Annotated in this window: 27 protein-coding genes; 21 read left to right on the forward strand and 6 right to left on the reverse strand. The window is 51.6% G+C overall.

Annotated features, from left to right (window positions below; all coding sequences use genetic code 11):
- Positions 1-6: 6 nt before the first annotated feature.
- Positions 7-1,809, forward strand: a complete 1,803-nt coding sequence (pepF, locus tag KNP84_RS06280) for an oligoendopeptidase F (RefSeq protein WP_131471117.1) — start codon at positions 7-9, stop codon at positions 1,807-1,809.
- 221 nt (positions 1,810-2,030) lie between these two features.
- Here the strand turns inward: pepF and KNP84_RS06285 are convergent, their stop codons facing one another.
- Positions 2,031-2,555, reverse strand: a complete 525-nt coding sequence (locus tag KNP84_RS06285; protein WP_251131172.1) for a DsbA family protein — start codon at positions 2,553-2,555, stop codon at positions 2,031-2,033.
- Between the two features lie 334 nt (positions 2,556-2,889).
- Positions 2,890-3,471, reverse strand: a complete 582-nt coding sequence (locus KNP84_RS06290; RefSeq protein WP_214719517.1) for a CYTH domain-containing protein — start codon at positions 3,469-3,471, stop codon at positions 2,890-2,892.
- Between the two features lie 107 nt (positions 3,472-3,578).
- On the opposite strand from KNP84_RS06290, the gene yjbM reads away from it, so the two are divergent.
- Genes yjbM through KNP84_RS06305 form a run of 3 tightly spaced genes read left to right on the forward strand, consistent with a single transcriptional unit; the run spans position 3,579 to position 5,902 of the window.
- Positions 3,579-4,223: a GTP diphosphokinase gene (gene yjbM, locus KNP84_RS06295; RefSeq protein WP_021066959.1), complete on the forward strand. Its 645-nt coding sequence runs from the start codon at positions 3,579-3,581 to the stop codon at positions 4,221-4,223.
- A gap of 11 nt (positions 4,224-4,234) precedes the next feature.
- Complete coding sequence (locus KNP84_RS06300) at positions 4,235-5,032, forward strand: NAD kinase (RefSeq protein ID WP_021066960.1); 798 nt, start codon at positions 4,235-4,237, stop codon at positions 5,030-5,032.
- A 3-nt stretch (positions 5,033-5,035) separates the two neighbouring features.
- The gene (locus tag KNP84_RS06305) at positions 5,036-5,902 is read left to right on the forward strand and encodes an RluA family pseudouridine synthase (protein WP_215114504.1); all 867 of its coding nucleotides are present in this window, start codon (positions 5,036-5,038) and stop codon (positions 5,900-5,902) included.
- Between the two features lie 40 nt (positions 5,903-5,942).
- On the opposite strand, the gene KNP84_RS06310 is transcribed toward KNP84_RS06305, so the two are convergent.
- A complete protein-coding gene (locus KNP84_RS06310) occupies positions 5,943-7,109 on the reverse strand; it encodes an FtsW/RodA/SpoVE family cell cycle protein (RefSeq protein WP_021066962.1) in 1,167 nt (388 codons plus the stop codon).
- A 152-nt stretch (positions 7,110-7,261) separates the two neighbouring features.
- Here KNP84_RS06310 and fabI point away from each other — a divergent pair, with 152 nt between their 5' ends.
- Positions 7,262-8,035 (forward strand): enoyl-ACP reductase FabI, encoded by a 774-nt coding sequence (gene fabI, locus KNP84_RS06315; RefSeq protein WP_058763280.1) that lies wholly within the window; start codon positions 7,262-7,264, stop codon positions 8,033-8,035.
- Between the two features lie 84 nt (positions 8,036-8,119).
- Positions 8,120-8,308, forward strand: coding sequence for a hypothetical protein (locus KNP84_RS06320; RefSeq protein ID WP_021066964.1), 189 nt, complete (start codon positions 8,120-8,122; stop codon positions 8,306-8,308).
- 2 nt (positions 8,309-8,310) lie between these two features.
- Here KNP84_RS06320 and KNP84_RS06325 read toward each other — a convergent pair whose 3' ends face one another.
- A complete protein-coding gene (locus tag KNP84_RS06325; protein WP_021066965.1) occupies positions 8,311-8,820 on the reverse strand; it encodes a YjcG family protein in 510 nt (169 codons plus the stop codon).
- Positions 8,821-8,992: 172 nt separating this feature from the next.
- Between KNP84_RS06325 and KNP84_RS06330 the strand changes: the two genes are divergently transcribed.
- The 7 genes from KNP84_RS06330 to KNP84_RS06360 all read left to right on the forward strand — a co-directional run bounded on the left by KNP84_RS06330 (position 8,993) and on the right by KNP84_RS06360 (position 14,579).
- On the forward strand, positions 8,993-9,538 hold the full coding sequence (locus KNP84_RS06330; protein WP_029595773.1) for a phosphatidylglycerophosphatase A family protein: 546 nt from the start codon (positions 8,993-8,995) through the stop codon (positions 9,536-9,538).
- Complete coding sequence (locus KNP84_RS06335; RefSeq protein WP_021066967.1) at positions 9,538-10,122, forward strand: phosphatase PAP2 family protein; 585 nt, start codon at positions 9,538-9,540, stop codon at positions 10,120-10,122. The genes KNP84_RS06330 and KNP84_RS06335 overlap by 1 nt, the downstream gene beginning before the upstream one ends.
- Positions 10,119-10,652, forward strand: coding sequence for a hypothetical protein (locus KNP84_RS06340; RefSeq protein ID WP_058763285.1), 534 nt, complete (start codon positions 10,119-10,121; stop codon positions 10,650-10,652). Before KNP84_RS06335 ends, KNP84_RS06340 begins: the two co-directional genes overlap by 4 nt.
- On the forward strand, positions 10,649-10,840 hold the full coding sequence (locus KNP84_RS06345) for a hypothetical protein (protein WP_215114505.1): 192 nt from the start codon (positions 10,649-10,651) through the stop codon (positions 10,838-10,840). The genes KNP84_RS06340 and KNP84_RS06345 overlap by 4 nt, the downstream gene beginning before the upstream one ends.
- A 155-nt stretch (positions 10,841-10,995) precedes the next feature.
- The gene (locus KNP84_RS06350) at positions 10,996-13,014 is read left to right on the forward strand and encodes a BglG family transcription antiterminator (RefSeq protein ID WP_215114506.1); all 2,019 of its coding nucleotides are present in this window, start codon (positions 10,996-10,998) and stop codon (positions 13,012-13,014) included.
- A gap of 3 nt (positions 13,015-13,017) precedes the next feature.
- Positions 13,018-13,284, forward strand: a complete 267-nt coding sequence (locus tag KNP84_RS06355) for a PTS sugar transporter subunit IIB (protein WP_021066971.1) — start codon at positions 13,018-13,020, stop codon at positions 13,282-13,284.
- A gap of 32 nt (positions 13,285-13,316) precedes the next feature.
- Positions 13,317-14,579, forward strand: coding sequence for a PTS ascorbate transporter subunit IIC (locus KNP84_RS06360; protein ID WP_215114507.1), 1,263 nt, complete (start codon positions 13,317-13,319; stop codon positions 14,577-14,579).
- Between the two features lie 53 nt (positions 14,580-14,632).
- Here KNP84_RS06360 and KNP84_RS06365 read toward each other — a convergent pair whose 3' ends face one another.
- On the reverse strand, positions 14,633-14,920 hold the full coding sequence (locus KNP84_RS06365; RefSeq protein WP_029595769.1) for an FHA domain-containing protein: 288 nt from the start codon (positions 14,918-14,920) through the stop codon (positions 14,633-14,635).
- Between the two features lie 273 nt (positions 14,921-15,193).
- Positions 15,194-15,925 (reverse strand): hypothetical protein, encoded by a 732-nt coding sequence (locus tag KNP84_RS06370; protein WP_021066974.1) that lies wholly within the window; start codon positions 15,923-15,925, stop codon positions 15,194-15,196.
- Positions 15,926-16,076: 151 nt separating this feature from the next.
- Between KNP84_RS06370 and KNP84_RS06375 the strand changes: the two genes are divergently transcribed.
- The 8 genes from KNP84_RS06375 (at position 16,077) to nadE (ending at position 21,687) form a co-directional block, all read left to right on the forward strand.
- Positions 16,077-16,643, forward strand: coding sequence for a GNAT family N-acetyltransferase (locus KNP84_RS06375; protein ID WP_021066975.1), 567 nt, complete (start codon positions 16,077-16,079; stop codon positions 16,641-16,643).
- 2 nt (positions 16,644-16,645) lie between these two features.
- Complete coding sequence (locus KNP84_RS06380) at positions 16,646-17,359, forward strand: alpha/beta fold hydrolase (RefSeq protein ID WP_215114508.1); 714 nt, start codon at positions 16,646-16,648, stop codon at positions 17,357-17,359.
- Positions 17,352-17,912, forward strand: a complete 561-nt coding sequence (locus KNP84_RS06385) for an NADPH-dependent FMN reductase (protein ID WP_021066977.1) — start codon at positions 17,352-17,354, stop codon at positions 17,910-17,912. Before KNP84_RS06380 ends, KNP84_RS06385 begins: the two co-directional genes overlap by 8 nt.
- Positions 17,913-17,981: 69 nt before the next feature.
- Positions 17,982-18,221, forward strand: a complete 240-nt coding sequence (locus KNP84_RS06390; protein WP_021066978.1) for a hypothetical protein — start codon at positions 17,982-17,984, stop codon at positions 18,219-18,221.
- A 72-nt stretch (positions 18,222-18,293) separates the two neighbouring features.
- Complete coding sequence (locus KNP84_RS06395; protein ID WP_029595766.1) at positions 18,294-19,385, forward strand: virulence factor; 1,092 nt, start codon at positions 18,294-18,296, stop codon at positions 19,383-19,385.
- 244 nt (positions 19,386-19,629) lie between these two features.
- Complete coding sequence (locus KNP84_RS06400; RefSeq protein WP_021066980.1) at positions 19,630-19,824, forward strand: hypothetical protein; 195 nt, start codon at positions 19,630-19,632, stop codon at positions 19,822-19,824.
- Between the two features lie 99 nt (positions 19,825-19,923).
- Positions 19,924-20,754: a BsuPI-related putative proteinase inhibitor gene (locus KNP84_RS06405; RefSeq protein WP_353049102.1), complete on the forward strand. Its 831-nt coding sequence runs from the start codon at positions 19,924-19,926 to the stop codon at positions 20,752-20,754.
- Between the two features lie 117 nt (positions 20,755-20,871).
- Positions 20,872-21,687, forward strand: a complete 816-nt coding sequence (gene nadE / locus KNP84_RS06410) for an ammonia-dependent NAD(+) synthetase (RefSeq protein ID WP_215114509.1) — start codon at positions 20,872-20,874, stop codon at positions 21,685-21,687.
- The last annotated feature ends 220 nt before the right edge of the window (positions 21,688-21,907 follow it).

The following is a 21,907-nucleotide window of genomic DNA, read 5'->3' on the forward strand; positions in this document are numbered from 1 at the left end:
GGACATATGTCAGAAGTACTTACACGACAACAAGTACCCGTCGAGGAGACGTGGAACTTAGAGACGATTTATGCAGACGATCAAGCTTGGGAACAAGATTTTGAGGCGCTAAAAGCAAGCGTACCGGCCTTGGTCGAGTTCAAAGGGAAACTCGGAGAATCAGCGGCTTCTTTATTCGCAGGTCTGCAACTACGCGACGACATTTCGCGTCAATTGCATAAGCTGTATACATACGCCCATATGCGCTACGACGAGGATACGTCGAACAGCCATTATCAGGCACTGAACGACCGTGCCGGTTCTCTCGCCGCCCAAATCTCGGCTCAGCTCGCGTTCATGACGCCAGAGCTGCTCGCCATCGACGAAAGCCAAATCGAGGCGTTCATGAGTGAGCACGAGTCACTCAACGTCTATCGCCACGCGTTCGACGAGTTGGCACAAGAACGTCCACACGTGTTGACGGAAGCGGAAGAGGCGATTCTCGCCCAAGCCGGTGACGTCCTCGGGCAGTCGAGCTCGACGTTCGGCATGCTCAACAACGCCGACTTGAAGTTCCCGAAAGTGAAGAACGAGAAAGGCGAAGACGTCGAATTGACGCATGGCCGCTATATCACGTTCCTCGAATCAAGTGACCGCAGCGTCCGCGAAGGCGCATTCAAGGCGATGTACGGGACGTACGAGCAATATTTGAACACGTTCGCCTCGACGTTGTCAGGTAGCGTGAAAAAAGACAACTTCTATGCGACGGTCCGCAAGTTCGAGAGCGCCCGCCAAGCGGCGCTTCACCATAATGCCATCCCAGAATCCGTATACGACGGGCTCGTGGAGGCGGTGAACGAACGTCTCGACTTGTTGCACCGTTATGTCGCGCTCCGGAAGCGGGCACTTGGTGTGGACGAGTTGCATATGTACGACTTGTATACGCCGCTCGTCAAAGACGTGGACATGAAAATTCCGTATGCCGAAGCGAAAGACTTGATGGTCGAGGGGCTCGCGCCGCTCGGAGACGAGTACGTCCAAATCGTCAAAGACGGACTTGCTTCACGTTGGGTCGACGTTCGTGAGACACGTGGCAAGCGGAGTGGCGCCTATTCATCAGGCGCGTACGACACGCAACCGTTCATCTTGATGAACTGGCAGGACAACGTCAACAACTTGTTCACGCTCGCCCATGAGTTCGGCCATTCGGTCCATAGCCATTATACGCGGGCGACGCAGCCGTATCCGTACGGGGACTACTCGATTTTCGTGGCTGAAGTGGCTTCGACGACGAACGAGGCGCTCTTGAACGATTATTTGTTGAAGACGCGCACGGACCGCCAGGAGCGGCTCTATCTGTTGAACAATCAGCTCGAAACGTTCCGGGGCACACTGTTCCGTCAGACGATGTTCGCCGAGTTCGAGCACATGATTCATAAAGCGGCCCAAGAAGGCGTCTCGCTCACACCTGAGTATTTGAATGAGACGTATCTCGAGCTCAACAAGCGATACTTCGGAGACGAACTCGTTATCGATGGTGAGATTGCGTTTGAATGGGCCCGTATCCCGCACTTCTATTACAATTACTACGTCTATCAGTACGCGACAGGGATCTCAGCATCGGCCGCGTTGTCGCAACAGATCATGGAAGAAGGCGAACCAGCTGTCCGTCGTTACATCGACAAGTTCTTGAAGGCCGGTTCGAGCGACTATCCGATTGAAGTATTGAAGGCGGCCGGCGTCGATATGACGACGAAAGCGCCGGTGCTCGCAGCACTCGATCAGTTCGAGGCCGTCCTCGACGAAATGGAGACGTTATTATTTCAATAAGAAGTATGGCGTGAACATTATGTGACAATATGAACAAAGTGCTTGTCACGGTGCGCCCGTCTCGGTATATTATAAGTGTGAAATCAATCACAAACCCCTTTATTGACCGTAAACTTTCTCCCAACCTGTGATCTGTATAGATACTCGGGTCGTGATGTTTTCCGTCCCCGCGGAGAACATCGCAAAAAACCCACGGCTCCCCGGCCGTGGGTTTTGTTGTGTCATTTATTCGTCGCCCAAGCTTGTCCGCTGCAACCTGGGACAGGTCGGCACCGTTGCTGGAGTGACAGTTTTTTCAGTTCTCTCTCGATGACCGGCTTCTCGAGCTCCAAGATGAAGGCGAGCTCGGTGATGGTCGAGGCATCGTAGCGCCCCAATACTTTCTCGACGTTCCACTCGGACTCCCGGGTTGGGACGTAACCGAGCAGTTCGGCCATGACGGCCTGATAGACGTCGTACGGGTACAATCCTTCGATTTTGAGTGCTTCGTCACGCGTGACGAACGTCAAAGCAGGAAGTGACTCAATTTCCCAATCTTTTAAGATCTCATGGTCAACAGCTAGAGCGCTGAGCAGTTGATTGGATTGGATATCGGCCGCCAACTCCTCGATGTCGAGCCCGTAATCGACGAACGAGCGGGCAATTTCCCACAAATCGCTGTCGCTAGAGCCATCCTTCAAAAAGATATCGTTTATATGCAGATGGCGTAAGAAGCGCATCGCATGACGTTTCCCTTGTAACTCCATAGCCTTAATCATCGTGAGAAGGCGAACCTCTTCTTGACATCCGCCAACACAACTAGGAACCGTCGAAACCATACGGAAACGAATCAAATGCCCGTATTCAAGTTCGAGCTTTTTAATGAGCGTCATCACATGAAGTCCATCTGGATCAGAAATGTCCATGAAATAGAATAACTCTAATGGTTTATAGGTTGCTTGGATAGGAGATTCTTCCAGTGAACAGGATGACTCATTACATTGTTCTAGTTCCATTGTGTCGCCTCCTCTCGTAAACAAAAATCAAATATATCGTATGCTCATTGTAGCAACGAAAAAAAAAGGTTGGCAACGTATCTGCTCAACCTTGATTTCGACGCACCTTTTCTTCCATGAATCGAACGATTTTATTTTTAGCGGGACGAAGAGGAATGCCATGCTCGCGAAGGAGCTGTTCGAACGCGATTTTCCCTTTCGCCTCGTCGGTCACTTCAAATTCTATTTCATAGTCGTGAATCTCCAAATAATGACTTTCATCAAGGACGAGCAAGCCGTCCGGCGTCGCGATTTCGGCCCGTTTCGTCTCGAGACGGCCGAGGTGTTCGAGCGGTCCAGACAAGTTGAATGGAGCGAGCGCGGCCGTCATTTGATCATCGTGGATGATGCCGTATTTGAACAAGTTCTCGGCTTCCTCTTCGTTGATGGCGGCGTGCGTCTCGAGCAAGCCGACTTCATGCGGCTGCTTCAGTGTCAGCACTTGGCCGTTCTTTTTCTCACGGATGCGAAGGGCGGCACCATGGTTCTTCAGTTCGAACGTTGGCGTGTCAAAGTAGTCGTTGGCTTGCCATTTCACTTCGTCTGTCAAATCGTAGGCGGCGAGCAACATTTCGTACTCGTCTTTTGTCAACATCGATTTAAATTCAATTTCCACTTCTTGGGTCATAAATCATCGCTCCATTCTATGAACAATTGTTGGTTTATGATACCATACAATCGGATACATACGGAAAAAGCAGGGCTTTCCGATACGAACGAAAGTGGTGACAGCATATGCAATCCATGGATTGGGATCAATATTTAGTGCCGTATCAAATCGCGGTCGATGAACTGAAAGTGAAATTCAAGGCGATTCGAAAGCAATATAAATCTCAAAATGACCATTCTCCCATCGAGTTTGTCACCGGAAGAGTGAAGCCGGTCGGCAGCATCCTCGAGAAGGCGAAGCGAAAGCAAATTCCTTATGACAAATTGTCGACGGAGATGCAAGATATCGCCGGACTCCGCATCATGTGCCAATTCGTGGACGATATCGTCCACGTCCTCGAACTGCTCCATCATCGGACCGACTTTAAAATCGTCGAGGAACGTAACTATATCACGAACCAAAAGGAATCGGGCTATCGCTCGTACCATTTGATTCTCGAGTACCCGGTGCAAACGATTCATGGCGAGTTCCCGACACTCGTCGAGGTCCAAGTACGGACGCTCGCGATGAACTTCTGGGCAACGATCGAGCATTCGCTCAACTATAAATACGACGGGGATATGCCGCTCGAAGTTCAAGAGCGTCTGCGGCGAGCGGCCGAGGCGGCGTTCTTGCTGGATGCCGAGATGAGCCAGCTTCGCGTCGAGATTCAAGATGCACAGCAAGTGTTCCGGGATAAAGAAATGAACGTCCAGACGGACCAAGACTAGGGGGCCACGGCATGCAGTTTGCGATTGTAGCACGGGGAGACGCGCGGTCGGCTGACATCGCGCAAGAGTTGACGAATAAATTGACCGAAGCGGGGCATTCGGTTTCGAAAGAGCCACGCATTGTCGTCTCAGTCGGAGGCGACGGGACGATGCTACAGGCGTTCCACGAGTATATCGACCGGCTCGATCAGACGTTGCTCGTCGGCATCCACACAGGCCATCTCGGATTTTACGCCGACTGGCAACCGGATGAACTCGATGAGTTGACGGAGATGATTACAAGCGAGTCGTTCGAACCGGTGTCATACCCGCTTGTCGAGGTACTCATCGATTACGAGGATGGGACGACCGATCGACAGCTCGCCATGAACGAATGTACGATTAAAAACTATAAGCGCACACTCGTCTGTGACTTATCGATTCGCGATGATTACTTCGAGACGTTCCGGGGCGACGGGTTGTGCATCTCGACGCCGTCCGGGTCGACGGCCTATAACAAAGCGCTCGGCGGAGCTATCGTCCATCCGTCCATCGAGGCAATTCAAGTGACGGAGATGGCGTCGATTAACAACTTGGTGTACCGCACGATCGGGTCACCGCTCTTATTGCCGAAACATCATCAAGTGAAGATTGCTCCGCACACGAAAACCGAGTTTGAACTCGCGTTCGATCATCAAGAAGCGTTGTCGTGGTCGAACGTGCGCTCCATCCGCTGTGCGGTCGCGAAAGAAAAAGTGACGTTTGCCCGGTTCCGGCCGTTCCCATTTTGGCGACGGGTCCGCGAATCGTTCATTGAAGAAGGGAAGTAACCGATGTACAGATTTACATTGCGTCGCGTCGCGGAGACAACCGTCCCGTTGCGCGACTTTTTAATGACAGACTGTGGCATCTCACGAAAGATGTTGACCCAAATCAAACAAGGTGGCCTCATCCTCGTCGATGGCAAGCCTCGCACCGTCCGCTATGACATCCGAGCAGGGGAGGCAGTGACCGTCCACTTCCCGGTCGAACAGCCCGCAGAGACGATGGTCCGTTCCAAGCGGCCGCTCACGATCCTATTTGAGGATGACTATTTGCTCGCGGTCGACAAACCGGCAGGCATTGCGACAATCCCGTCCCGGCTCCATCCGGATGATACACTCGCCAACGCCGTGCTCGGCTATTATGAACAGATTGGATTGCAGTCGGCGATTCACGTCATCAACCGGCTCGACCGTGACACAAGCGGGGTCGTCCTGTTCGCAAAATATGCATACGTGCATCATCGCTTTAGCGAGTTGCAACAGACTGGCGGCTTGTCGCGGACGTATCTCGCGTTAGTCGAGGGGCAGCTTGAACCACAGACGATCGATGCCCCAATCGGCCGCGCCCCCGATTCGATTATGGAGCGAATCGTGACAGCGGACGGACAGCATGCTGTCACACATATTCTCGAAGCGGAGGCGCATGGCGCATATACGGCACTATCGATTGCCCTTGAGACCGGTCGGACGCATCAAATCCGGGTCCATCTGCGCCATATCGGCCATCCGTTGCTCGGGGATACGATGTACGGTGGCAAGACCGTTCTCGACCGTCATGCGCTCCATAGCGCTTCGGCGGCGTTTCATCATCCATTGACCGGCGAGAAGTTGTTCATCCAAGCCCCTGACCCGGCTGATTTCCAATTCATCCTGTAACAACAATAGTCCCGCACTCGGATGAGTGCGGGACTATTGTTTAGTCGTCGTCGAACATATACGTTTTTGATTTAGAGGCGACGTTCATGACGAGCCCGATGGCGATCATGTTCATGATGATCCCGGTCCCACCATAACTGATGAACGGTAACGTCAGACCGGTGATCGGAAGGACGCCGATCGTCATCCCGATGTTTTGGAAAATTTGGAACGTGAACATGGCGATGACGGCCGTGACGATGTAGCTTCCGAACGGACTGCTCGCTTCGAGGGCGATATGGATCATTCGGTACAAGAACAAGAAGAAAACGATAATCACGATCGCTGCCCCGATAAAGCCATAATGCTCGGCGATGACGGCGAAGATGAAGTCGGTTTGCGACTCAGGAAGATAGACGAGTCCTTGTCCATAGCCGGCCCCGAACATTTGGCCAGATCCAATCGCTTGAAGCGATTTGATTAACTGGAACGCCAGGTCATCGGAATACTCATACGGGTAAATCCAAGCTTGGAATCGATTCAAGGCGTGGCCTGGCACGAAACTTTGTAACAACTCGAAATGCGAGAAGAACAAATACATGAAGCCACCGATCGTTAAGGCAGCGGCGCTGAACAATCCGAGCAACCACTTCCACCCGATACCAGACACGATGATAATCGCTCCGAGCATCGTGATCAACACGAGCCCTGTGCCTAAGTCTGGTTGCGTCACAATCAGCGCGAGAGGCGGAATGGCGAGGAGCACCAATTTCATTAATAGCCATGTGTCCTGTTGGGACGAACCGTAGCGTTTATTATGGTCATAGACGATCGTCGCCATGGAAATAAGTAAGAACAACTTCATGAATTCGGCTGGTTGGAAACTGAATCCCGGTACGTTATACCAGCCGTACGCCCCGTTGATGTTCGGAACGAGAGTCGTATCGCGGAGCGGAATCAAACCGGCTAGTAGCAATAACCCGAAGCCATACAAATACCAGTGTATTTTTCGCAACTGTTCATATTCGATGGTCATGATGGCGAACATGGCGAAGAACCCAATGATGTAGCGGATTCCTTGGTCAAATGCGAAATTAATATGTTGCAATCGCGTCGGCAACATCGGTTGGGCCGTATAGATGGCACCTAAACTGATGATCATCAAGAAAAAGACGATTGTCAAAAGTGTTGTGTCTAAACTTTTAAAATAAGATTGAATGCGGTTCATGATGAAGTCGTCTCACCCTTTCTCTACGTATTTTATCTTACCGTAAGTTAAAAAAATCGCAATACGTTACGCGCTAGTTGACAAAACAGACACCATTCTGTAATCTGATAACAGATATTATCACCAGGTACTAAAAAAAAGGGGAGTTTACGATGTCAATCTATCCAACGTTAACGAATAAGACGTATGTCGTCATGGGAATCGCCAATAAACGCTCGATCGCTTGGGGAATCGCGAAGACGCTCGACGCAGCAGGCGCGAAGCTCGTGCTCACATATGCGGGCGAACGCTTCAAGTCAGGACTCGAGTCGCTTGCAGCCGACTTGAACGGAGAAGCCTTGCTGTTAGAGTGTGACGTTACGAACGACGAAGCCATCGACACGACGTTCCGGACGATTCATGAACAAGCAGGCCCGATTCAAGGGATTGCGCACTCGATCGCATTCGCAGACAAAGAAGCACTCCGCGGTGAATTCTCAGAGATGACACGCGGCCAGTTCGCGCAAGCGCTCGATATTTCGGCATACAGCTTGACGGCTGTCGTCAAAGCGGCCAAACCGTACTTCGCAGAAGATGCATCGGTCATCACGCTCACATATCTCGGCGGCGAACGCGTCGTCCCGAACTATAACTTGATGGGTGTCGCCAAGGCGGCGCTCGACTCGAGCGTCAAATATTTGGCAAACGAGTACGGCCCACACGGCGTCCGCGTCAATGCGATCTCGGCTGGCCCGATTCGGACGTTGTCGGCTAAAGGAGTCGGCGACTTTAACAGCATCTTGTCTGAACTCGAGCAAAAAGCGCCATTGCGTCGCAACGTCTCGGTAGAAGAAGTGGCCTCGACCGGCCTGTTCCTCTTGTCGAGCATGGGCAGCGGCGTGACAGGTGAAGTCATCCACGTCGATAGCGGTTATCACATTTTATAAAGATGGGGAAGGGCGTAGCGATACGCTCTTTTTTGTATTATCGTTGAAGAATTTCGGGTAATGACTTGTGAAGGAGGTTGGATCATGGGTCCTTATCAGATTGATTTCACAGTCGTCCAATATGGAAATCGCCAAGTTCAACCAACAGAACGGGCGAATATCGAGCCGGTCACACGCATTCAACGTGTCCAACGAATCCGGCCCCGTCAAGAAGAATGGTTAGAAGCCGAACAACAAAACAGCCCCGGTCGTTTCGTCGACCGGAGCGTGTAATCTTATCCGCGGAACCGGAACGTCTCATAGACGTTCCATGTTTCGTTTTCGAGCTCATACATGACGGCCATGCGATTGATCGTCTCCTCGAAATGCACTTGTTCCATTCGCATCCGTTCGAGCACGTCGAACAGTTCGGCATCGGTCAAGTCTTGACCGATGGTGATATGCGGCAGAAACTCGTATTTCGGAGGCTGCTTGAGCAGACCGTCGTGCAGTTTGTCGTGAAGCGCTGACAGTTCGCGCGTCGGCAATACTTTTAAGTAGAGGACGTTGTTCGTCGGTGCGAACGAGCGGACCCCGTCGATTTTCAATTGAACCGGTTTGGTCGAGTCTGCGACTTGCTGGAGATACTCGAGCACTTTTGGCAAATCGGCCTCGTCGATTTCAGTGCGTTCCTTGATCGTCACGTGAGGTGAGATCAAGGCATACTTCGTGTCGTATCGCTTCCGATACGAGTTGGCGAAGTCTTGAACTTGTTTTGATGGAAATAAGACTACCCCAATCTTCATTCCAGTTCCCCCTTTATAAAGTGGTCTACTTTTTTATGATGACCGATTTATTGAATGAAGTCAAAGCGGGCTTAGTCTTTTTTTCGAGTTTTCAGTATAATAGACATTGAGTACTTCGAGAAGCTCTTCTCGAGATGAAAGGATGTGTAGCGGGAATGTTCCCGCATCTATGATGAAACATGTACCACACTCACGCGATGTACGCGACGCGGCACGGGCTCGCTTGATTGAACGGGGCGTATCGATCGAATCGATCGCCGAAATCGTCTATCAAATGCAAGCACCGTATTCGCCACACTTGTCATTGAAAGACTGCATGGACTCGGTCGAGGCCGTGTTAGATAAACGTGAGCTCCAACACGCGATTCTCGTCGGGTCGGAACTCGACATGCTCGCCGAGCGCGGGCAATTGTCGGAGCCGCTCTTGTCGATCGTGGCGTCGGATGAAGGGTTGTTCGGTGTCGATGAAACGATTGCAATCGGGGCCGTCAACACATATGGTTCGATTGCCGTGACGACGTTCGGATACTTAGACAAAGCGAAAATCGGGATCATCAAACAGCTCGACACGAAAATGGACGACGGCCAAGTCCATACGTTCATGGATGACCTCGTCGGTGCCATCGCGGCGAACGCCTCAGGTCGGTTGGCGCACCGTCTGCGTGACATGACCGACTTCGGCGAAGACGAGATGCGGGAACGGAAAGGGTTGTATTGATGACTTCTCGCTCACAAGAGCTGGCGATCACCGGGACGATTGGATTCGTTCTCTTCTCGGTGGTCGTCGTTTTAGGTTGGGTCGTACCGGTCGACCGCTTCGTCACGGCTTCGCTTGAACCGCTCGCTGGACCATTGTTCGTTTATGTGACCGAGCTCGGCAGTGTGAAAGTGTTGATTGGTCTATCCTTTATTGGCATGCTCTATTTCTTATGGCGAGGGAACCGCTTTGAGGCGTTCCGTTTGCCGATTGTCGTCATTGCCACGCTTCTCGTGACACAAGTGTTGAAGCTCGTGTTCGGGGTTGACCGACCGTCAATCGATGCCGCGCTCGACGCGACGACATATAGCTTCCCGAGCGGTCACGCCTCTGGATCACTCGCCTTGTACGGTATGCTGGCGATCTTGATGTACCGCCGCAATGAAAACTTGATCGGGTTCGGCTTGCTTGTCGCGATGGTGTTGGCCGTCTCGTTCAGCCGGGTCATCTTGAACGTTCACTATTTTAGTGACGTCATCGGCGGGTGGCTCGTCGCGCTCGTCATCGTGGCAGGGTCAGAAGTAATAAGGAGGAAACGAAATTGATTTTAGTCTCACAAGTCGAAACATGGTTGTTCATGGACCAAACTCGAGCGGACGCGGCCGACGCCCCGACGATTTTGGTCGAAAAAGATGCGTCCGGAGCCAAGTCATTCACGGCGATGCGAACGTTGTTCCAACTCAAGAAGTGGACGGGACAACGCCGCTTCGTGCCGCTCTTATCGTGCGATGAGACGGCGTATCGAGCCTATGAAGTGTTTCATGTCGACGCGGTCCCGCCGTTCGCCATCCTCGATTCGGGCCGAGTCTTATTAAAGGACAACGAAGTGGATGCGGCCTATGCGGTCGCCCTCGACGACGCTGCGCCAAAAACGTACGGTGAACGGCTCGCGTTTGTAGCCGATTATGTGGAGCGGGCACTCGGTGAAACGGTCGTGCTCGCCATCGATGAGCCTGTCGCGTCTCATCCTCAGGTGCCGGAAGATGTGTTCGTTCCGGAAAATGTGATGCAGACGAGCGAACGATTGTTCGCCTGGGCAAACCGACAACAAACGGAGAGGGATGAAGTGAAATGAACGAGTGGGAACCAAAAATTCAAGAACTTCTCGACGGGACGGTCGACGAACTCATCGTCCCGAAAGACGACTTTTTGACGGTCCGTTCGCTCTTGGTCGACAAGGGCTGGCTGTTTGAAGTCGTCGGTGAAGCGAAACACGGCGGCGTGACGATTTATCGCCGGAACGAATCGGGATCGGCCGTGTGACTCGATCATATAGAGGTAAGGTGAAGGACTAGTCATCCTTCGCCTTTTTTGCGTAGAGACAGAAGTTTGGGGAGTCTGTCCCGAAAACCCTGTCGTAAACGCTTACATAACCAGAAAGAAACTGTCTTATACTAAAGGTGTAGGAGGCCACTACCATGCTACTGAATGAAAAGAGTAAACGAATATTGAGTGTCATCATGCACGAACAGAACGTGACGGTCGAATCACTCGAGTTGATGCTACCGTATTCACGTCGCACTCTCGAGTATGAGCTCGATCGTATTCAAGAATGGTTGAGCGACTGTGGATTATCGCCGCTTGAACTAGAGGGAACGTCCATAAGGTTGCACGTCACACGTGAGTTGACGGAACGATTTGAACAGGCGGGAGTGATTTGGTCGGAGGAAGAGCGGGAGCTGCTCATCGTCTTGTTTACGTTGGTGAACCGGGAGTTCTTATCCGCCTTTCATTTTCAACAGCTGCTCGATGTCTCGAAATTCACGGTACAGGAAAGTTTGAATGCGGTGAAGCGAAGCGCTGCCCATTTTGGTCTCGATTTCGCCTACACCCGGAAAATCGGTTATCACTTTAACGGGCATCCTCAAACCGTCACCTTGTATTTGTTTCGAACCATCGAACGGCTCGTGATCCGCTCGACGAAGGGACGTCTCATTAGCGCAGTACTTGACGACTGGGAAGATGAGTATCATCAACTTCTGAGCCAGATTGAATCGTATGAGACGACACGGCAGTTTCAATTGGTCGAGAGCCATCGTGAAAAACTCGCCTACTTCCTCTTGTTCGGAAGTCGAGTCGAACTGTTGGCATCAATCGATGAAGAAGACGTCGTCATGGCGGAGAATACGGACGAAGTGCTTCGAGCCCACTTCAGTCAAGTGCCGCACCTTTGGGTGACGCTCGACTTGTTGATGAAGAGCGGCCCGAAAATCGAGGAAGACATGGATGAATCGACGCAATACGAATTGTCGAGCGTCATGATGGAAGTGATTGAGCGTTTCGAACTGCTCAGTTGCACGTATATCATCGAACGAGAAGCGCTTTGTCAGAAACTCGTGCTCCACTCGAAAGCGACGATGCAACGCGTCTACACAGGGCTTGAGGCACCGGAAGAACTGGAACGCTATGTGATGAAAGAACACCAAGTGCTGAACGTGCTCGTCGAACGTTCGCTCGAACCGTTCCGAAACCGTCTTGGCAAAGACGTGCCGGCGACAGAAGTGATGTATTATACACTCCATTTCGCGGCTCATTTGCATCAACAAGGTCAGCATCTCGATGAGCAGCTGAAAGCGATTGTGGTCTGTCCGAGCGGCATTAGCGTCTCGCACATGCTCGACCACATTTTGAAGAATCAATTCCCGGAGATTATCTTCTTGCCGCCGATCTCACAGCGGGACGTCGCGCAATATGCCCAACTCGTTGATTTGATGTTCACGACCGTCCCGTTGCCACGCGACATTCATGCACTGACGAACGTGACGCTCGTCCCGGCCTTGCCGACGCGACTGGAACAAATTCAGTTGAAACGGCAAGTCGAGCAACGGTTCTTAAAACGGGGCGACCGTGTCGCGATTCAACTCGAAGACGTGCTACAAATCGTCAAACAACATGCGACCGTCACCAATGAACGGCAACTGCGCCAAGACTTACGTACGTTACTGTACGCTGACACGACTCAAACTGTACACCAGGGGGGACAGCCGGTGCTAAATGAACTGATCACGCAAGAAAATATCCAAGTGTTCGATCACATCGAAGATTGGCGAACGGCCATCCGTCTCGCGTCCAAGCCGCTCGAAGCGAACGAATCGATTATGACGAGTTATATCGACACGATGATTGCCAACGTAGAAGAACATGGACCTTACATTGTGCTCATGCCGGACGTGGCCATCCCGCACGCCCGCCCCGAGGATGGGGTGCGTCAACTCGGGATGAGTGTGCTGAAGGTAGAAGAACCTGTCGTCTTCCCGGACGATAAGCCGGTCCGACTCTTCTTCGTGCTGGCAGCCATCGACCAGACGACACATTTGAAGGCACTCGCACAACTGACAGAACTTCTCAGCAACGAGGAAGATTTGACGAAATTGTTGTCGGCTCAGACGAGTGACGACATGTTACCGGTCATCAACAAGTATTCAGAGGAGGAATAAGTTATGAAAAAGATTTTAGTAGTATGTGGAAACGGGTTAGGATCAAGTTTCATCATGGAGTTGAACGTTAAGAAAGCGCTCGATCAAATGGGCGCCGAGGCTGAAGTGTCGCATACCGATATCGCGACGGCACGGACGGAACCGGCCGACATCTATCTAGGGGCCAAAGATATCATCGGGACGCTCGATGACGGGACGCGCGAAATCGTAGCGCTTGAGAACGTCATGGATATCGAAGGAATCAAAGCTCAACTAGCAGGAAAACTGTAAACGACTTCGGGGGTCGGAAGGGGGAACAATGAATGCTTGATTTGATTATGCGAGACATATTGGGGACACCAGCCATCTTGGTCGGTCTCTTCGCGCTAATTGGTCTGTTGCTTCAAAAGAAAGATGTGGCATCGGTCGTCTCGGGCACACTGAAGACGATTATGGGATTCGTCATCATCGGGGCCGGAGCGGGTGTCATCATTGCGGCGCTTGATATTTTTGGACAAATGTTCGATGAGGCGTTCAGTATTCGCGGCGTCATCCCAAACAATGAAGCGATCGTCGCGGTCGCCCAAGACGCATTCGGCGTCGAGACGGCGATGATTATGGTGTTCGGGATGGTCATGAACATCGTGCTCGCTCGGTTCACACCATTCAAGTACATCTTTTTGACAGGACACCACACGTTGTTCATGGCGAGTTTGCTCGCCGCGATTCTATCAGTATCAGGACTTGAAGGGGTCGTTCTCGTCGCGGTCGGTTCGGTCTTGCTCGGGTTATGTATGGTCCTGTTCCCGGCGCTTCTGCAACCTTTCGTACGTCAGATCACAGGATCAGACGACTTTGCGATTGGCCACTTCGGTTCGCTCGGGTATTTCGTCTCGGGGACGATCGGCAAATATGCCGGTAATAAAGAACACTCGACCGAGCACATCCAAGTTCCGAAACAACTCGGATTCTTGCGCGATACGTCGGTTGCGGTCTCTTTGACGATGACGCTCTTGTTCGTAGTCGTCGCTATCTTCGCCGGACCAGGGTTCGTCGAGAGTGAACTTTCAGGTGGCTCGAACTATATCGTCTTCTCCATCATTCAAGCGATCACGTTCGCAGCCGGGGTATACATCGTCCTCGCTGGCGTTCGGATGTTGATTGCCGAAATCGTACCGGCGTTCAAAGGGATTGCCGATAAGATGGTGCCGAATGCGAAACCGGCGCTTGACTGTCCGACAGTCTTCCCGTTCGCTCCGAACGCGGTCATCATTGGATTCTTGGTCAGCTTTGCGGCGGGCCTCCTCTCGATGTTCTTCCTGCCACTATTCGGTCTTGCCATTATCGTCCCGGGATTGGTCCCGCACTTCTTCACGGGAGCGACGGCAGGCGTGTTCGGCAATGCGACGGGAGGGCGCCGCGGGGCGATTTTAGGAGCCTTCGCGAACGGTGTGCTTATCAGCTTCTTGCCGGCACTGCTCCTACCGTTGCTCGGGAACCTTGGCTTTGAGAGTACGACGTTCGGCGACTCAGACTTTGCGCTCGTCGGGATTCTCATCAGCTGGTTCGTCTCCTTGTTCACATGAAGTTGAATCCAAACGAAAGACCACGTCCAAACGGATGTGGTCTTTCTAATGTTTTAGGCGTTAGAAGCCAATTTGATTTTTTGTCGTTTTAACTTGTGTAATAACCAGGCATGTAACACTTCACAAGAATGGTGAGGAAGGGTCAGTTCGACAAGTGGGTGTGACTGACCGAATATAGTGAAGCGCGAATGGTCCTCGTCGAGCATTGAGACTTGAATATCGGTCGCTTCTTGAAGCGAAATCCGTTGCTCGCCGGCTACTGCATCTTTTAGTTTCAGCATTTTTCCATTCGTCGCAAACTTGGTGAACGAAGACATTCCCTGTACTTTCAGTTGTTCCATCTCGTGTATCTATTCATCCGCGTGATGAATAGATTTTCACCTCGCTTTCTCTATATTGCCTTCCATTCCTCCAGAAGGTTATTCCTAGTATACCCTCCTCGCGATAAAAGAAAAGAGTTAATTTAACGAAAAATTAAGACAATTTGTTATCAATTTTTAAAAATAGTGTCTCAGGCGCTTGGTGATGGGATTTGAAACGTAATCCGTATGAGCGGGATAACAAAAAAGAACCTGATTGGCTCAGGTTCGATAAAGATTATTGCACGGGTGAACTCAAAATCGTTCAATCTCCCACGTACGACGGCGATACGTCAATTGTCCTTTCAACGCGATCGATTCTTTTTTCGCATCAAAGTCTTCTTCGAGCACCGACATGTCCTCGTAACGCCCGGCGACATAGAAGGCAATCGAGACTTGCCGATTGAACAGGCTCCGCTTCGTATGATCGAAATCGATAATCAACCCTTGCGGTGATAACGCCAAAATCTCATCGATGACCGGGAGCGGGATCGGGACGAAACTGATGTTGCGAATGTCGCGGTCGAGCTTGCTTTGCAGCACGCTCTGCAAGAAGTGCGAGATCGTCGACCAGTCTTTTATGTACAGGCTGCTATGACGATCGTTCGATTCGTTGAAGAAGGCAATCTCGTTTTGAATCGAGTTCAAGAAAGGTCCTTTTAAGCCACGTTCCATATGACTGAGGAACAAGATTTCAGCGATTTCGTGATCCGATAACGATTCAAGCAGATGATAGTCAGGAAAGTCGATGGCGGTGAAACTCGTTTGGTTATTTAAATACTTGGTCGAGAACGTCGACAGTTCGTGCGCCTCGATATAGCGAAACCGGGTCCGGGACGACTGTCTCATCCCTTTCATGTCCGTCCGACAAATAATCATCGGGCGGGCGAGTGATAACGCCTCGGTGACATCGTTTAAAGTGACGCCATGCAGTGTAAAACGTTGCAGTTCTCGGTCTTGTTTAATATAGAACAACTGTTTTGACATAATTATCCCCTCAGTTCGAAGTCACTATAGTTTGATTTTAGCAAATCCCTTCGTGGCGCGCCATGTTTGAGCGGTTCTAGAGGATTGAGATGATGGTTTTTTTGGGAAAATGGTTATAATTGAGGAAAAGAAGCAGAAAGGCGGATTCCATATGTGGGGGTTGAAAAAAAGCTTTCCCGAGCTCGTGACGAGCCGGTTCATTTTGAGGGAACTCGAACCCCGTGACGCGAGGGCGCTCTATGTGATTCTTTCGACTGAGGAAGTGATGCGTTATTACGGGTCCGATCCTTTACTGGCTGTTTATGAGGCGAAGAACGTCATCGCTTATTTCAAAGATCAATTTCAGCAAGGAAAAGCGATTCGCTGGGCGATCTGTGACCGCGACACGAACGAACTGATTGGGACGATCGGCTTTCACAACTGGACCCCGCAGTATTTTCGGGCCGAAATTGGCTTCGAGGTCGCGCCGAGCCATTGGCGCCGGGGTGTTGCGTTCGAGGCGGCGTCTGCCGTCATTCGATACGGGTTTGACGAGTTCAAGTTTCATCGGATCTCGGCGCTCGTCGCTCCAGGGAACGAAGGGTCGAACCGGTTGGTGCAAAAGCTCGGCTTTACGGAGGAAGGATTGCTCCATGACTATGCCTATAGTCACGGACGTTTCATGGATTTGACGATGTATCGTCTCTTGAAAGACGAATGGAACGAAAGGGAGGAATGACGTTGAGACAAGTTGTACTGTTACATGGATTGTGTGGATCACCTGACTATTTTGAGGAACTCATCCCATTGATGGACGCGGACGTATACGCGCTGACATTACCGGGACATGCCGGGACGGAGGCCGGACCAGAGACGATGGATCAGTTTGCGGATTGGATGCTTTCTGAGATGAAACTGCGCGATCTCAAGCGTCCAATCGTGCTCGGTCATTCGTTCGGGGGCTACATCACGACAAACCTCGTCCGCCGTTATCCGGACGCGCTATCCGGTTTCGGATTGATTCATTCGACAGCGGCGGCTGATCCAGAGACGGCCAAAGTGAAGCGGAATGAAGCCATCGAACGAGTGATGGAAGAAGGGGTACATCCGTTCATCGACACGATGATTCCGGGTGTGTTTGCCGCTGATTCCGACACCGCGTTGATTGAACGCGCCAAGCAAATCGGCTACGAGATGTCAAAAGAAGGAATCATTTCCGCGCAGATGGCCATTCGCGACCGTGCCAATGAAACGGAGACGGTCCGGTCGACGAAATTGCCCGGTCTTTTCCTCTATGGATCTAGTGATCCGAACATGGATGCGGAACGCGCTTTCCTAGGGGCGGACCGTCATACGAAACAGACGGTACCGGCTAGCCATATGGGGATGATGGAACAGCCAGAACGAGAAGCGCAACTCATCAATGATTGGCTCAAGGAGGTACAGGATGTCTAAATTCAAACTCGTTGCCGTATCAGGAAGTCTTCGTAAGGCGTCATATAACACGGCGCTGCTCCATTCCATCATCGAGCTCGGGCAAGATCGGTTCGACGTCGAGATCGCTTCGATTGAGATGCCGCTCTATAACGACGACTTGATCGACCCGGATGAACCCGAAGTCGTACGCGACTTCAAACGAGCCGTGCGTGAGGCGGACGGTCTGCTCGTCGTCACCCCGGAATATAACCACAGCATCCCGGGTGTGTTGAAGAACGCAATCGATTGGCTGTCGCTCGAACCAGGCACGCCGCTCCGTGAGAAACCGGTCATGATTGCCGGGGCGTCTCCGGGTATGCTTGGGACGGCGCGATGTCAAATTCATCTCCGTCAAGTATTTGCCACAAATCGTGCTAACGTTTTACCAGGAAATGAAATCTTTATCACGCATTGTAAAGAAAAGATTGATGATACTGGATTACACGATGAAAAGTCTCGGCAACAAATCGACCGAGTGTTATCTGAGTATTATAACTGGATTGATTTTTGGAAGCGTCACGCAAAAAATTAACTTGAAGTCGCCCTGATTGTTTGATAGAAATGAATTGTGAAAACAAACACAAAGGGAGCGACGACAAACATGCAAACGTATATTGAACTGTATAATGGCGGCGAGTTGGAGGACCGGGCAATCATCAATGACGGGATGACGTTCGGCCGGGTGACGATTGTGGAATTGTTCTATCAAACGAGCCATATCTTCGGATACGTCAAAGCCGATGGGGAGAAGCGCTTCTTCCTTGAGCCTGTGTCAGCAGATGATACGTTCATCGTCGAAGGAGAAGAGTATTCGCTCCAACAGTTCATCGCCCTATTTTGATTGTTCACGACGCAAGCGACTCGCTTGCGTTTTTTTGTCGTTTTCGTCACGATTGAGAGTGAGGTGATGAGAATGAAATTAGTAGCAATCGAACCAACTCCAAGTCCAAATAACTTGAAGATTATCGTCGAACCGGCGTTCACGGGCCGTGGTGTCACGTATGACAAGGCGAGCCGTGATATGCCGCCGATCATTGAAGACATCGTCGGCTTACGCGGGGTCAAGTCGGTCTACGCTGTCTCCGACTTCCTCGCCGTCGAACGCCATCCGAAACATGACTGGCACGACGTCATGAACGAGATTCGCCGCGCGTTCGGGGAAGACGTGCCGGAAGTCGAGGCAAGCCAAATGGCGGCGGACTACGAACCGGTGCACGTCTCGGTCCAGTTCGTCCTCGATGTGCCGATGCAATTGAAACTCGTCAAAGGCGATTCGGAAAAACGGGTCGGCCTGTCAAAACGGTTCGTCGACGCCGCACTTGACGTGCAGGCCCAAGTGAAAAACGTCATCCAAGACCGACGCTGGGTCGAACAAGCCCCGCGTTACGGTGAGCTCGAGGATGTGAGTGTCGTCGCGCAAGAAGAACTCGAGGCGGCGTATCCTGAAGAGCGGGTCGCTCGCATCGTCGCCCGGGCGTTTGGCCGGGAAGCTGACTATGAAGCCAATGCGAACCAATTGCAATCAGACGATTGGAAAGCACGTTTGGCGTTCTTGGACGAGCTCGAGATTACCCCGGACAACATGGTGTACTTCCGCCGCGCCCTCGAGGACAAGGTGATGGCCATCCGTCGACAAGCGGTCGTCATGATTGGCATGTTCGAAGAGAATCGGGAAGAGTATGTCACGTATATCGAACAGGCACTCGTCGACTCGTCACCGATTGTACGGCGTACGGCCGGCGACACGGTGTCCGATTGGGCGTTGCCGCAGTCGCAACCGTCGATGATTGAGGCGCTCAAGGATAAGAGCAAGCTCGTCCGGTGGCGGGCCGCTCGATTCTTGTTCGACTGCGGAGATGAACAGGCCGTACCCGCCCTCAAAATCGCCGAAGACGATCGTGAGTTCGAGGTGTCGTTGCAGGCACGCCTTGCCAAAGAACGGATCACGAGCGGGGAAACGGCACTCGGGACAGTGTGGCAACAAATTTCAAACCGAACGAAGTAACAAATCATTCGACAATCATGAATTTAATTTTTTTACAGTTACAGGAAGAGAGACGAATCGGATTGCGATTCGTCTCTCTTTTTGCACGAATAATTTGATAATTCATCCAAATGACTAACAATCGATACCAGCAATTCGACAGTTGGGTAAACGGGTCTTTTGGCCTGTCGAACGATGGGACGTTATTCTCAATATAATCGTTGATACACTATACATATCTTATAACCGAAAAGGAGCCACACTCATGATGCTTTTTGCAGAAACACCAGAACTCGTAGCCTATAAGGAAGTCGTCGATGGTATGATCACGGTCATCTTTGAGTCGATTCACAGCGAGACGTTCTCGATCTCTGCACAAGTTCGGTCCGATATCGACGTCGCTGACGCGTTGTTCATGACAGGATGGCAGCAATACGTGGAAAACGTCCAAGTTTCATAATAAAGGTGAATAATATCCGTAAACCCATTACAAACGTCTGCACGAACGTTTACACTAGTGCTATAGACGTTTTTTATTTTTCAGAGGAGAGTGGGATACGTGAAGAAAACTTGGTTATTGGCAATCGTTACGGCGATGATGTTGGTCGTCGCGGCTTGCAGCAAAGAAGAAGCGAACCCGAGCGATGTGGACGGTAACGCGTCGACACCGCCTGCCTTATTGACACTCGAGACGGACGTGAGCTACGATGCCGAGTCCAAACAGTTGTCGGCGACGGTATCGATGACGAATCCGAACGAGGAGCCCGTCAACGTGACGTTCAATTCGTCGCAACGCTTTCAGATGACGGTGATGAACGGGGATACGACCATCTTCGACTATGGCAGTGAATATATGTTCACAGAATCGATTATCGAAGAGACGTGGGCACCAGGTGAGAAGAAAGTGTTCGATGAAGTATTCCCACTCACGCTCGAAGCGGGTGAGTACACGGTGGACTTCGTCGGTCTGGCCCAAGTCGAAGGTGCACCTGAGATGGCGGTCACCGATCAACAGTCGCTGACCGTTGAAGCTTCCGAGGTGCTGACTGAAGAAACACCGGAAGAGCCGGCCGAAGAAACGACGGAAGAAACGACAGAAGAACCCGTTGAAGAGCCGAGCGACCAACCCGCGCAAACGGACGGTTCGTTCCGCGATGTGGCCATCAAATTGAACGGTAACGCGATCGATGTTTCTGGATACACGGACGTCGAAGAGTTCGAATGGAGCGTGTCGGACGGTCATAATCTATATGCCCAAGGTGCGGCCGAAGTGACAAGTGGCAGCTTCACATTTGGTGTCTTAATGGATGAAGAACCACCGGCAGGAAAAGCATTATTCTTGGAGATGACACCGATCGGCGGCGACGTCGCATCGTTCCGCATTCAATAACCGGACGACGGAAACTTAGGTTTCCGTCGTTTTGTTTCGGGAATGAAACAAGTTGACGGCATTCATAGATTGTCAGACAATTAGGCAAACCGATATCAGATAGGGAGGAAGTTGAGAATGCAGCAACATATTATTGAGACGACACACGTCAAACCATCCATCAACCCAGCCGAAGAGATTCGTCGCCGAATCGATTTTTTAAAGGCTTATGTCAAACGAGCAGGCGCGAAAGGGCTCGTCCTCGGCATCTCGGGAGGACAAGACTCAACGCTCGCCGGCAAGCTCTGCCAGCTGGCGATGGAAGAATTGCGTGAGGAAACAAGTGCGGACTTTACATTCTACGCCGTCCGTCTGCCCTATGGCGAGCAACATGACGAGGCCGACGCCAAACGTGCCCTCGACTTCATTCGACCGGACAAAACGTTCACGGTCAACGTGAAACCGGCCGTCGATGTCTCAGCCAACTCGTTCCATGAAGCGACGGGACTCGAACTTGGCGACTTCCATAAAGGGAACACGAAAGCGCGCGAGCGGATGAAAGTGCAATACGACATCGCAGCCACGTACGGTGCCCTCGTCGTCGGCACGGACCATGCGGCCGAATACGTCACTGGTTTTTACACGAAGCACGGGGACGGGGCGGCCGACTTGACGCCGCTCACAGGATTGAACAAGCGCCAAGGGAAAGCGTTGCTCCATGAACTTGAAGCGCATGAGAGCTTGATTTATAAAGTGCCGACGGCTGATTTGGAAGATGACAAACCGGGACTCCCGGACGAGGTCGCTCTCGGGATGACGTATGATCAACTCGATGATTATCTCGAAGGGAAATCAGTCGATCCAGCCATCGCTGAACGGATTGAGACAATCTTCAAACGGTCGCGCCATAAACACCATATGCCGGCCTCGCTCTATGACGAGTGGTGGCAGTGATCTTAAGAACCAGCCCCCGGCTGGTTCTTTTTTATGTGGTAACTTTCGAACCGTCCCGTTAGGCGCCCATGCTTTCAGCAGGCAATCCCGTAGCCTCCTCGCGCCGAATCCGGCACTGCGGGGTCTTCGTCGGATTGCTTTCCTGCATGAGTCAGGGCGCCACGGGCCGGATCGAAGGGACTTCCCTATGCTACAAATCAATCGATGCCAAAAGCCGGCA

This window comes from Exiguobacterium sp. s70 (assembly GCF_018618315.1).
GTDB classification, from domain to species: domain Bacteria; phylum Bacillota; class Bacilli; order Exiguobacteriales; family Exiguobacteriaceae; genus Exiguobacterium; species Exiguobacterium chiriqhucha.